General features: G+C 58.8%; 10 protein-coding genes. 7 read left to right on the top strand and 3 right to left on the bottom strand.

The genetic code is table 11. The annotated features are described in order from the left end of the window. Window positions 1-4 precede the first annotated feature (4 nt). Entirely contained in the window at window positions 5-712 is a 708-nt protein-coding gene (locus ACYVHC_RS20205) for an arylesterase (RefSeq protein ID WP_460615544.1), read from the bottom strand. 145 nt (window positions 713-857) lie between these two features. Here ACYVHC_RS20205 and ACYVHC_RS20200 point away from each other — a divergent pair, with 145 nt between their 5' ends. From ACYVHC_RS20200 to ACYVHC_RS20170, 7 genes are all read left to right on the top strand, one after another. Next, the gene (locus ACYVHC_RS20200) at window positions 858-1,559 is read left to right on the top strand and encodes an ABC transporter ATP-binding protein (RefSeq protein WP_460615543.1); all 702 of its coding nucleotides are present in this window, start codon (window positions 858-860) and stop codon (window positions 1,557-1,559) included. After that, on the top strand, window positions 1,556-4,123 hold the full coding sequence (locus ACYVHC_RS20195; protein WP_460615542.1) for an ABC transporter permease: 2,568 nt from the start codon (window positions 1,556-1,558) through the stop codon (window positions 4,121-4,123). The genes ACYVHC_RS20200 and ACYVHC_RS20195 overlap by 4 nt, the downstream gene beginning before the upstream one ends. A 480-nt stretch (window positions 4,124-4,603) precedes the next feature. After that, window positions 4,604-5,425, top strand: coding sequence for a universal stress protein (locus ACYVHC_RS20190; RefSeq protein ID WP_460615541.1), 822 nt, complete (start codon window positions 4,604-4,606; stop codon window positions 5,423-5,425). Window positions 5,426-5,568: 143 nt separating this feature from the next. Next, the gene (locus ACYVHC_RS20185; protein ID WP_460615540.1) at window positions 5,569-6,561 is read left to right on the top strand and encodes a 2-hydroxyacid dehydrogenase; all 993 of its coding nucleotides are present in this window, start codon (window positions 5,569-5,571) and stop codon (window positions 6,559-6,561) included. A 101-nt stretch (window positions 6,562-6,662) separates the two neighbouring features. Further along, on the top strand, window positions 6,663-8,540 hold the full coding sequence (locus tag ACYVHC_RS20180; protein ID WP_460615539.1) for a pyruvate kinase: 1,878 nt from the start codon (window positions 6,663-6,665) through the stop codon (window positions 8,538-8,540). A gap of 260 nt (window positions 8,541-8,800) precedes the next feature. Beyond that, window positions 8,801-9,016, top strand: a complete 216-nt coding sequence (locus ACYVHC_RS20175) for a hypothetical protein (protein WP_460615538.1) — start codon at window positions 8,801-8,803, stop codon at window positions 9,014-9,016. A 273-nt stretch (window positions 9,017-9,289) separates the two neighbouring features. Then, window positions 9,290-9,982 (top strand): ferritin-like domain-containing protein, encoded by a 693-nt coding sequence (locus tag ACYVHC_RS20170; protein ID WP_460615537.1) that lies wholly within the window; start codon window positions 9,290-9,292, stop codon window positions 9,980-9,982. Window positions 9,983-10,137: 155 nt separating this feature from the next. Here ACYVHC_RS20170 and ACYVHC_RS20165 read toward each other — a convergent pair whose 3' ends face one another. Then, entirely contained in the window at window positions 10,138-10,362 is a 225-nt protein-coding gene (locus ACYVHC_RS20165; protein ID WP_460615536.1) for a hypothetical protein, read from the bottom strand. A 408-nt stretch (window positions 10,363-10,770) separates the two neighbouring features. Further along, a partial coding sequence (locus tag ACYVHC_RS20160; protein WP_460615535.1) for a sodium:solute symporter family transporter occupies window positions 10,771-11,581 on the bottom strand: 811 nt, incomplete at its 5' end.

Here is an 11,581-nt window from a genome sequence, read left to right as displayed (position 1 = left end):
TGGGTCAGCTGGCTGGTACTGCCTCTTGCAACACGGGCTGCAATACTTTCCACACGGTGCGGGCTACTATGCGGTGGCCGGCGGGCGTTGGGTGGATGCCATCGGGCTGATTGAAGCGCGCCACGCCGCCCACTCCTTCCAGCAGAAACGGAATCAGGACTAGGTTGTTTTTTTGGGCCAACTCCTGGTATAGCTGCTTGAACTCCGTGGCGTACTCAATCCCGAGGTTAGGCGGCAGCTGCATGCCGGCCAGCACAATCCGGGCCTGGGGGCTGCGCCGGCGCACCGTATCAATAATGGCTTGCAGGTTCTGGCGGGTATCGGAGAGGGGCACGCCGCGCAGGCCGTCGTTGCCGCCCAGCTCCAGCACAAATACGGCTACCGGTTGGCGCAACACCCACCCCACCCGGCTGCGGCCACCGGCCGTGGTTTCCCCGCTCAGCCCCGCATTCACCACGGTGTAGTTGAGGCGCGCGGAGTCCAGCTTCTGCCCAATCAGAGCCGGAAACGCTTCTTCCGGCTCCACACCCAGGCCGGCCGTGAGGCTGTTCCCGAAAAAAAGCAGTACCGGCTTGGCTGCAGCCGGGGCCGTTGGTGCCTCAGCCACGGCTGGGCCCGCGGCAGCCGTTTCGGTGGCGGGCGGGGTGGTGGAGTCGCAGGCACCCAGGCCTAGCAGCAGGCAGCAACTTAGTAGGAACGAGACTGTTTTCATGCGGAATCTATTTTTTGTGCTTTATGCCGTACGGTAGAAAGTACCACAGGGGCTAGTGCGTCTGTTACGATAGCCGTAGTCGGTGCGCCACCCCGGTGGCGCACGCGGCTGCCCTTCCAACCAATTGGTTACACGCTTTGATTTCATGCTGAAAGTAGAAAACCTCACCAAATCATACACCAGTGGCGGCCAGACGCTCACGGTGCTGGAGTCCGTTAGTTTCGAGCTGCAACCCGCCGATACCTTTTCCATTGTTGGCCCTTCCGGCAGCGGCAAAACCACCCTATTGGGTTTGTGCGCCGGCCTCGACCGGGCCACGGCTGGCAGCGTGTGGCTGAACGGCATCCGGCTGGATGAACTCAGCGAAGACCAGCGCGCGGCGGTGCGCAACGAAAACGTGGGGTTTATCTTCCAGAACTTTCAGCTGCTGCCCACCCTCACGGCCCTGGAAAATGTGCTGGTGCCCCTGGAGCTGCGCGGCGTGAAGGACGGCCAGCCCATTGCCAAGGCGTTGCTTGAACGCGTAGGTTTGGGCGGGCGCGGCCATCATTATCCTACCCAGCTTTCCGGGGGTGAGCAGCAGCGCGTATCCCTGGCGCGGGCTTTTGCCAATCGGCCTAAAATACTGTTTGCCGACGAGCCTACCGGCAACCTCGACTCCGACACCAGCGCCCGGGTTGTGGAGCTGCTGTTTGAGCTCAACCGCGAAGCTGGTACCACGCTGGTGTTAGTTACCCATGATCTGGAGCTGGCGGCCAAAACCCAGCGCATCATCCGGATTAAGAGCGGGGCCGTTATTTCTGATTCGCAGGCTTCCCGTACGGCAGCGGCCGCTCCCCTATCATGAGCACTAAAATTCCGCAGGCCCGGCCCGGTATGGGTTGGCTGTGGCGCATGGCCTGGCGCGACTCAAGGCGCAGCCGCTCCCGCCTGGTGCTGTTTATTTCTACCATTGTGCTGGGCATAGCGGCACTGGTGGGCATCAATGGGTTTGGCGACAACCTTTCCCGCAGCATCGATGAGCAGGCCCGGGAGCTGGTGGGCGCCGACTTGGTAGTATCCTCGACGCAGCCGCTAGGTGCCAAACTTCAGGCCAGGCTTGATGCCCTGAGTCCGGAGCGGAGCCAGGAGGTGTCGTTTGGCTCGCTGGTGCAGTTTACCCGCGGGCAGGGCGTGCGGCTGGCGCAGGTGCGCGCCCTCACGGGCAACTTCCCGTACTACGGCACCTGGGAGCTGGAACCAGCAGGTGCGCTGGCCACTTTTCGGGAGGCCGCGGGGTTGGGCCAGCAGGTAGCCCTAGTAGATGATGCCCTGCTCCTGCAGTTCAACGCCCAACCCGGCGACTCCATCAAAGTAGGTAAGCTCACCTTCCGGATTGCCGGGCGGGTGCGTAAAACGCCGGGCCAGTCGGGGCTCAGTGCCGCGGTGGCGCCCACCGTTTTCATTCCGGGTGCCTTCCTGCCCCAAACCGGGCTAGTGCAGCGCGGCAGCCGCATCCAGTACCGCCGCTACTACCAGCTGGCTTCTGGCACCGATGTAGAAAGCCTGATCAAGCCTCTGGAAGCGCGCTTCGATGAAGACAATATTGACACCGATACCGTAGCCAGCCGCAAGAAGCGCACCGGCCGCTCCTTCAACGACCTTACCCGCTACCTGAACCTAGTGGCGTTTGTGGCCTTGCTGCTGGGGTGCGTGGGCGTAGCCAGCTCCGTGAGCTTGTATGTGCGCGAAAAGGTGGCCTCCGTAGCCGTGCTGCGCTGTTTGGGGGCCAGCGGCCGTCAGGCCCTCCTGATCTATCTGCTGCAGACCGCCCTGATGGGGCTAGTGGGAGCCGTGGTTGGCGCGGCGCTTGGCTCTGCCATGCAGGTGCTGCTGCCCCGGGTTTTTGCCGGGTTTTTGCCCGTCGATGTGCAGGTAGCCGTTTCGTGGCCCGCTGTGGCGCAGGGCATCATGACGGGTGTATTAGTGGCCGTGCTGTTTGCCCTGCTGCCGCTGCTGAAAATCCGGCGTATCTCGCCGCTTCGGACTTTGCGCGCCAGCTACGAGGAAGACACCACCCGCCCTGATCCGCTCCGGCTGGCCGTGTATGCCCTGATCGTGCTTTTCATCACCGGCTTTGCGTACCTCCAGACTCGCGACGTACTTCTCACCCTGGGGTTTAGCGGGGGTTTGCTGGTGGCCTTTGCGGCGCTGGCGGGCCTAGGGAGCCTGTTGCGCTTGCTGGTGAGGCGCTACTTTCCTTCCTCCTGGAGCTACGTATGGCGGCAGGGGCTGGCGAATTTGTATCGGCCCAATAACCAGACCATCACGCTAACTATTTCCATTGGACTAGGGGTATTTCTGCTGGCAACCTTGTATATGCTGCAGGGCTTGCTGCTAGGCCGGGTAGAGGTGGCCGGCGGAGGCCAGCAGCCCAACCTGGTGCTGTTTGACATTCAGCCCGGGCAGCGCCAGCAGGTGGAGCAGCTGATTCGGGGGCAGCAGCTGCCTGTAATCCAGCAGGTACCCGTAGTAACAATGCGGCTGGCGGCTATCAATGGCCGGACGGCAGCCGCTTTCCGCCAGGATAGCACCCGGGGCGTACCGAAGTGGGCCTTTGGGCGCGAGTACCGCGTAACCTACCGTAATAAGCTCATCAGCTCAGAAAAGCAGGATACCGGCACCTTGCCCATGCTGGGGGCCGATGGCATTCCGCGCATTTCCATTGAGGAAGGCTATTTCAAGCGGCTGAAACTAACGCTGGGCGACACGCTTACTTTCAATGTGCAGGGCGTGCCCATGAACACCATCGTGAGTGGCACCCGCCTGGTAGACTGGAGCCAGGTGCAAACCAACTTTTTGGTGGTGTTTCCGCAGGGGGTGCTGGAAGGCGCGCCGCAATTCTTTGCCCTTATCACGCGCGTACCCAACAACACCGTGCTGGGCGCCGTGCAACGGGAGCTGGTGCAGCGCTTTCCCAACGTCTCGGCCATTGACCTGGGCCTGATTCTTAAAACGCTGGAAGACATTCTGGACAAGATTTCCTTTGTCATTCGGTTTATGGCTTTATTCAGCATGGCTACGGGTTTGCTGGTGCTGGTTAGCTCGGTGGTGGTGAGCCGGTACCAACGGGTGCAGGAAAGTGTGCTGCTCCGCACGCTAGGTGCCAGTCGGCGCCAGATCTTGTTTATCACGCTGGTAGAATATGCCCTGCTCGGGATTCTGGCCGCGTTGGCCGGGCTGGTGCTGGCGGGTATAGCGGCGTGGGCGCTGGCCATCTGGGTGTTTGAGGTGGCATTTGTCCCGAGCCCGGGCCCGCTGCTGGCGTTGGCGCTGGTTACCATGGTGCTCACAGTGCTCATTGGCCTGCTCAACAGCCGCGACGTACTCACGCGCCCACCCCTGGAAGTACTGCGCAACGAGGCCGGCTGATGCACCAATCGGTTCACTGCCGCGGGTGGGGTAGTAAAGCCGCAGGGCCACTTAACACACGCAGTCAAACCGCCCAACATGACAAACGTCAGCAAATAAGTTAATCATCGTCAGGGGCTTACTCCCGGAATATGCCGATATTCATATAAATATCTGACTTGTTCCTGGTCTGTACTTTTTCCCCTTGATGCCGTGCTACCTTTTGCTTTTCTGTTCCCGATTCTGCTGCTGACCGCCCTGGCCCTGTCCGGGGTGTACCGGCGTGGTATACGGCGGCCCCAGCGGACGTAAGCGCCGTTTGGCGGCTGCCTTTTGTTAAGTGCTACTAGGCTGCCTTAGGTGCCTAAGCGGTTTGCGGTGCTACCTAGGGTCGCCCGCAATCCAGGCGCCAGCCTCAGGCACCTGGGGGCTTTGGGCTTCCTGTGGTTTCGGCGCGCTGCTTACCCTAGTGATTTCACCGGTACTCTTCTCCGCTTCGCTATGAATACTTCCCTTGTTGTTCTCACGAATTTCTTTGCCGTATCCAACCACGCCATTTCGTATGCGGCGGGGCTGGCAGTACCGCTTCAGGCCCAGTTGGTGCTCCTGCACCTGCGCCACGATGGGTTGCTTTCGCCCGAGGAGTACTACAGCCGGCAAGCGCAATCCAGCCAACCCGTCGCTTCGCCTTCGCTGCAGCAGCTGGCCGCCCAGCAACCCGTGCCCACGGCAGTGGATGTATCGGATGAGTTTCTGACCGAGGCCATTCAGGAAAGCGTAGCCCGGCACCGTCCGCTGCTGGTGGTACTGGGGCGGCCCGGTTCGGCCTCGATGCCCGATGAAGTGGTAACCAGCACCGTCATGGATTTGCTGCGGCACTCTCCGTACCCCTTGCTGATTGTACCCACCGTGGGCTGGGATCTTGCTGCCCCAACCCGGCTACTAATGGCCGTAGATGGGCAGCCATTTACTTTATTTCCGCACCAGGATGTGCTGCGCCGCCTACTTACGGCCGTACAGGGCACCCTCGAGGTGGTACACGTGACCGATGATGAGCACCCGCGGGCCGATAAGGCCGCTGTCCTCCAGACCATCACTGCCAACGACCTCGTGACGGCACCTTCCGAAGCACACCTGCATGAAGTGTATCAGCCGCATGTGGCCGGCGGGATTCTGCAGGAAGTTGCGCACCAGGAGGCCGATATGCTGGTGGTGGTGGCCCGGCGCCACAGCCTGCTCGGCAGCATGTTCCACCGCAGCGTTACGGCCCAGCTTATTCAGGAAAGCCCAGTGCCGGTGCTGGTGCTGCCTGCCGAGGATTAGCCGCCCCGGATTCGCTAGCTTACCGCATCAGTTTCCTCTGGCCCCACGCCGGTTGCTGTGTAGCTGCACGTGTGTAGCTGCACGGCCGGAAGTGGGGCCGGCCGGCGTAACTCGCGTGTGGCTCTTCTTATTATCGCAACTCCATGACCATCAGCTTTTTCAACACCAAGCCCTACGACCGGCAGTTCTTTACGGAAGCTAACCAGGAGAGCGGGCACCAGCTGCAGTTTCTGGATGTCCCCCTGAACGAAACCACCGCCTCGCTGGCCCAGGGGGCGCAGGCCGTGTGCGTGTTCGTTAACGATGTGGTGAGCGCACCCGTGCTCCAGACGCTGGCCCAGGAAGGCGTGAAGCTAGTGGCGCTGCGGTGCGCGGGCTACAACAATGTGGACCTGAAGGCGGCCGCGGAGCTGGGCCTGAAAGTGGTGCGGGTGCCCGCCTACTCGCCGTATGCCGTGGCCGAGCACACCCTGGCCCTCATCCTGACCCTGAACCGCAACACGCACCGGGCTTACAACCGGGTACGGGAAGGCAACTTTGCGCTCAATGGCCTGATGGGCTTTGACTTGCACGGCCGCACCGTGGGCCTGATCGGGCTAGGCACCATTGGGCTGGTAACTGCCCGTATCCTGAAGGGGTTTGGGTGCCGGGTACTTGGCTACGACATTAACCCTAGTACAGAGGCCACCGAAATCGGCGTGGAGCAAACCGGCCTTGATTTTCTCTACGCTCAATCCGACATCATTTCCCTGCACTGTCCGCTCACGCCCCAAACCTTCCACCTCATCAACGAGGAATCCATTGCCAAGATGAAGGACGGGGTGATGCTGATTAACACCAGCCGCGGGGCCATTATTAAGGCCGAGGCGGTTATTAAGGGGTTGAAATCCGGAAAGATAAAGTACTTGGGGCTGGATGTGTATGAGGAAGAAAGCCACCTGTTCTTTGAGGATTTATCGGGGCAGGTGATTCAGGACGACGTGTTTATGCGCCTGATGTCGTTCAACAATGTGCTGATAACCGGGCACCAGGCCTTTTTCACGGCCGATGCGCTGCGCAACATTGCCCACACCACGCTCCAGAACATCACGGCCTTTGAGCAGCAGCAGAACCTAGTAAACGAGGTACGTCCTTAGTCAGCATATATACCTTACAATTTATTACAGGTTTAGTATCTTAATCTTTCTAATACTTAGACACAGCGGCGCTCAACATCGCACCGGATCAGCTTTTACGTATGCCTAAGCTCAACCAGTTGCCTGTGCCTGTTGCGTCGGGTCAAGTGGAAATCCGAGCGCTTTTCGACCGCCTTATGGCTATCCGGCAGGATATGCTGAGTGCAGCGGCGCAGGCGGCAACCCGGCTGGAAGCAGTGCATCCTACTTTCCAGCTTAGCGCCCGCAACCTACTACACTATCTGGCCCTGCGGCAGCACGATTTGCGCTCCTTGCAGCTGGAGCTCTCCTCGCTAGGCCTTTCCTCGTTGGGAAGGGCGGAGGCACATGCCTTGGCCACGCTCGATGCCGTGCTGGCGCGGGTGCTCGAAGCAGCTGATCTGGCTGAGCCACAGCCTACCCCGCCCGCCGAACTAGCGCCTGACTTCCGGACGGGTGCCCGCCTGCTGGCCGAGCACAGCGCAACCGTACTGGGGCCTGAGCCGCCCGAGCATGACGTCCGGATCATGGTTACTATCTCCAGCGAAGGTGCCCGTAACTATACGCTGATAGAGGATCTGCTGCGGGCTGGCATGAACTGCATGCGCATCAACTGCGCCCACGATGACGTACGGGCTTGGCGCAAGATGATCCAGCACCTCCGGCAAGCCGAGCAGAAACTGGGCAAATCATGCCGGGTGAGCATGGACCTGGCGGGTCCCAAGCTGCGCACTACAGGCCTGCCGCCCGGCGCGGCCGTGCTCAAGGTAAAACCGGAGCGCAATGTGTTCGGGCAGGTGCTGGCGCCGGCCCGGCTGTGGCTTACTAGCCAGGACCGACCCCAGGCCCCGCCCAACCCTGCCTTTGCAATCCTTCCTTTTCCCGCAGAATGGCTACTAAGCCTGAACTCCGGCGATACCATTTCCCTAGTGGATGCGCGAGGCTCTACCCGCTTGCTGCAGGTATTCAGCACGAGCCCGCACGGATGCTGGGCGCACCTCTTCAAAACGGCGTACCTGACGCCGGCCACCTTATTCATCGCTCCTGGGGGCGGCGCCAACCCACACCACCTCCCGCATCTGGAGTCGTATGTGGTGCTGCGCCCCGGCGATGAAGTGGAGCTAATCAGGCCCGTTCCCTTTACGTCCGGAGTCAGCAACTCCTGGCCCGCACTAGCCCCCACCCGAATTCAAATCGGGTGTACGCTGCCGGAGGTATTGGCGTATGTGCGCCCGGGCGAGAAAATCTGGTTTGATGATGGCAAAATTGGCGGAGTAGTTCGGGAGGCCAGCCCCGATTCGCTGCTGATTCAGATTACCCAGGCCCGGCCCCAGGGCGAAAAGCTGCGCAACGACAAAGGCATCAACCTGCCCGATACTGCCCTGCCCGTAATGGCCCTCACGGAAAAAGACCGCCACGATCTGGCGTTTGTGGCCAAACACGCCGATATGGTGGCCCTCTCGTTTGTGAATAGTGTAGAGGAAGTGGAGTTGCTGCAAAAGCGCCTGCACGACCTTACGGACCGGCCACTGCCGATACTGCTTAAAATTGAAACCCGCCGCGGCTTTGAGCAGCTGCCGGCCCTGCTGCTATCGGCCATGAAAGCCAGCAGCTGCGGGGTAATGATTGCCCGCGGCGACCTAGCCGTAGAGTGCGGGTTTGAACGGTTGGCGGAAGTGCAGGAAGAGATTCTGTGGCTGTGTGAAGCGGCCCACGTGCCTGTTATCTGGGCCACTCAGGTGCTGGAAAGCCTGGCCCGCGGCGGTATGCCGTCCCGAGCCGAAATTACGGACGCTGCCATGGGCGACCGGGCCGAGTGCGTGATGCTCAACAAAGGGCCGCGGGTGCTGGAAGCCGTCCAGATTTTAGGAGGAATTCTGAAGCGCATGCAGGCCCACCAGCATAAAAAGAGTGCCCAGCTCCGGCGCCTACACGTAGCGCAATCTGCTTCCTGGAGCTAGGCCCGGCATTTACTAGCCCTGCAGCTGCTCCAAACTAACCAGGATGATAAGGTACTATCACCTGAGGCATCCAGGACTAGGGTCACCTACCGTTTACACCACAGCCACCCAAGGTTACCGTCATCGTTTTCTTGCGCAGGTACCGTTGTGGTAACCACGTAGGTCGATGATTTTAAGCTGTTCGTGGGGTATAGGCAGCCATTCGGATAGGACTCTGGTTGGCGACTTGGATGCGGACTGCCATATTCCGATTTTTAGGAATGAACTTCTTTCTTCTTTTATGGCTGAGTCAGAACCCTTCTCTGCTAGCAACTGACGAAGGGACGCAACAGGTGATAGCCGCGGCCTTAGCGCTTTCCCTGGATGTAGACAGTGCGCTACCGCCTTACGAGCGAAGCCTACTGAATATGGTGGCGCATCAGGAGATTACCCTCGGCCACATGCTCGCCTATCTGCGCGAGAACGAACAAGCCTAATAGACAAGGCGCCCGCTGGCAGCGGCCCCATTTCCGCATAAGAGGTAACATGGTGTTACCAGGGTTACTTTCGTTTGCACAGGCACTTGGCGCACTCAGGGGCTGAGTAACTCGCGCGATAGACAAAAGAAAAGCAACTACTATTTACCTCAGTAAATCAACTAGTTACATTAATCTATTCTTGTGCTTGACGGAAGCTGTTTACTAGCTGTGCCAAACGAATGAAGCGTACTGCCGTATCACAAGGCATATTTCACTACTACGCTTTTTGTCATGACGCGCTATTCCACAACTTCCTCCTCGAACTCGAACGATTCTCTTTCTGACCAGGCTCAGCAGTGGCTGTCGCAAAGCAGTGTATCTGATTTGCTCAGCGGCTTGTCGCCGGCCCTTAAAAATGTAGGCACGCAGGCAACCGCTCAGTTTAACAAGCTCAGCACCACCCAAAAAATTGTGGGCGGTGCCTTGTTAGTACTGGGGGTAGGCTATTTCTCAACCCGCGGTAAAGCCAGCGCTACTACTAGCTCCGACGGACAAGCAAACACCCTGCAGGAGCTGCTCCTGTTTATCAACGACCGCATTGAAGGGTATCAGCGGGCGGTAGCCGAAAGCACCGATGCGGAGCTGCGCGGCTACTACAAGCAGCTGGTAAGCCAGAGCCAGCAGTTTTCCAATGAGCTGAATGCTGCTCTGCGCGAAGAAGGCGGATCCCGCCAGACCGGTACTACCCTCAAGGGCAAGCTTTACCGTCGCTGGATGGATGCCAAAGCAGCCGTAACCGGCCAGGATGAAAAAGCCATTCTGGGTTCCAACATTTTCGGCGAAGAGTGGGCCCTGAAAGCCTACCAGGATGCCCTCACCAAAGGCCAGCTTTCCGGCGATATTCTGGAGGCCGTGGAGCGGCAGTATGCTCTGTCGCAAAAAACCTACGATAAGCTGAAAAGCCTGCAGGCCCAACAGCAATAACCGGTAGCTATAGAGCTTTAAAATCCCCTCGGGAAAGCCTTATTGGCCAACCCGAGGGGATTTTTGTTTGTGTTCCGTTGGCTAGCAACGCGCCCTTCTCTATGGGTTTGAGGCCTTAGCAGGGGTAGTAGTATTAAGTGAAACGCGGCCTTACGCTAACGCACCTGTAAGCGGCGGCACTGCAGAATCAGGACCTGATCAAGCGTCAGCTCACCGAGGACGTAGCGCTGCATCAACGACAAGGTTTCCATGCTAACCTGTGGTATGCCCGCCTCCGTAATGCCGACCAGTTTTTCGGCGTGCTGCAGGCGTGAAAACCAACCTTGCTGGTCAGAGACGGGAAGGGAAGCAGGTGGGGTAGGAAAGTAGGGGCTGGCCATAGTACAAGAGGTAATGCCGAAAGCAGCAGCCTGCTTTCGCCGTATACAACGTTGCGCTAAGCTCGAGGTTGTTGTTACGGCATAATCGCCACAAAACCTTAGGAGCTTACTTCCGATAATCTATTTAATTATTAACAAAGAACAAAATTTAAGCCTGAGAAATACCCGAAGTAAACTCAGCTCGGCGCAGGACAAGCCGCCTGCTAGGTGGCCCAGAGTCGTAAAACGCCTGCGCCCTAGGGTGTCTGCTTGCCTCACCTAACAAACCTGGGTGGCGTGGTGCCGTGTCCGGCACGTAAGCGTTATTTCTAAAAAAGCATGGCTGCTCAGCTTCTACATTAAAAAAAGCCCGACCCCCAGTGCTGGATGTCAGGCTTTTCCCGTAAAAATTAGCCTCTCGCGGAGCGGCTACCAGAACTTGACGTACAGCGCCGTAATCATCAGCAGCGTCAGGACAATAAGCGTGAGAGTTTGCGGGCTGACTTTAAACATGCCGGGCTCAATGGGAATAGAGCGTGGGTTTACCTTAGGTCCGGCCAGACTCATGGCTACCATCAGCACAAAGGTGAAGGCAAAAGACAAGCCCATACAAATCAGGAACGGGATTTCGTAGCCGCCTTTTCCGTTCGGGAAGGCCGTGTAAAACAGCGTTTCGTTGCCGAAAACGGAAGGCGCGTAGTTATTGAAGAACACCGACAAAATAAAGCCGGACAGAATACCGGCAATGGCGGCCTGGGCCGTGGTTCGCTTCCAGAACAGCCCTAGGACAAACACAGCCACAATGCCGGGCGAGATGAAGCCGGTGTACTTCTGGATGTAGGTAAAGCCGCCCTCGCCACCAATGCCCAGCAAGTCTTTCCAGGTAAGCAGAATGGCCATAACCATGGCAGCCAGCACCGTGAGGCGGCCCACCCACACCAGCTGCTTTTCATCGGAGCCGGGCTTAAGGTAGCGCTTGTAAATATCAAGCGTGAAGATGGTGGAGATGGAGTTGGCTTTACCCGCCAGCGAGGCTACAATGGCGGCCGTAAGGGCCGCCAACGAAAGGCCTTTAAGGCCGTTGGGCAAAAAGGTAAGGATGGCCGAATAGGCGTTATCAGCGTTGAAGGCGCCGGTGGAGGCCATTTCTGCTTGCAACGAGCCATTTTTGTGCAGCACATAGGCGGCAATACCGGGCAGCATCACAATCACGGGCATCAGCAGCTTGAGCATGCCGGCA

This window comes from Hymenobacter seoulensis, from assembly GCF_054780535.1.
This window is presented reverse-complemented; position numbering and strand designations above follow the sequence as displayed.

Bases quoted from the DNA above. Each gene is read 5' to 3' on its own strand.
- ACYVHC_RS20190 (WP_460615541.1), top strand. From the start codon at position 4,604: ATGAATACTTCCCTTGTTGTTCTCACGAATTTCTTTGCCGTATCCAAC.
- ACYVHC_RS20180 (WP_460615539.1), top strand. From the start codon at position 6,663: ATGCCTAAGCTCAACCAGTTGCCTGTGCCTGTTGCGTCGGGTCAAGTG.
- ACYVHC_RS20175 (WP_460615538.1), top strand. From the start codon at position 8,801: ATGAACTTCTTTCTTCTTTTATGGCTGAGTCAGAACCCTTCTCTGCTA.
- ACYVHC_RS20200 (WP_460615543.1), top strand. From the start codon at position 858: ATGCTGAAAGTAGAAAACCTCACCAAATCATACACCAGTGGCGGCCAG.
- ACYVHC_RS20195 (WP_460615542.1), top strand. From the start codon at position 1,556: ATGAGCACTAAAATTCCGCAGGCCCGGCCCGGTATGGGTTGGCTGTGG.
- ACYVHC_RS20170 (WP_460615537.1), top strand. From the start codon at position 9,290: ATGACGCGCTATTCCACAACTTCCTCCTCGAACTCGAACGATTCTCTT.
- ACYVHC_RS20185 (WP_460615540.1), top strand. From the start codon at position 5,569: ATGACCATCAGCTTTTTCAACACCAAGCCCTACGACCGGCAGTTCTTT.
- ACYVHC_RS20165 (WP_460615536.1), bottom strand. From the start codon at position 10,362: ATGGCCAGCCCCTACTTTCCTACCCCACCTGCTTCCCTTCCCGTCTCT.
- ACYVHC_RS20205 (WP_460615544.1), bottom strand. From the start codon at position 712: ATGAAAACAGTCTCGTTCCTACTAAGTTGCTGCCTGCTGCTAGGCCTG.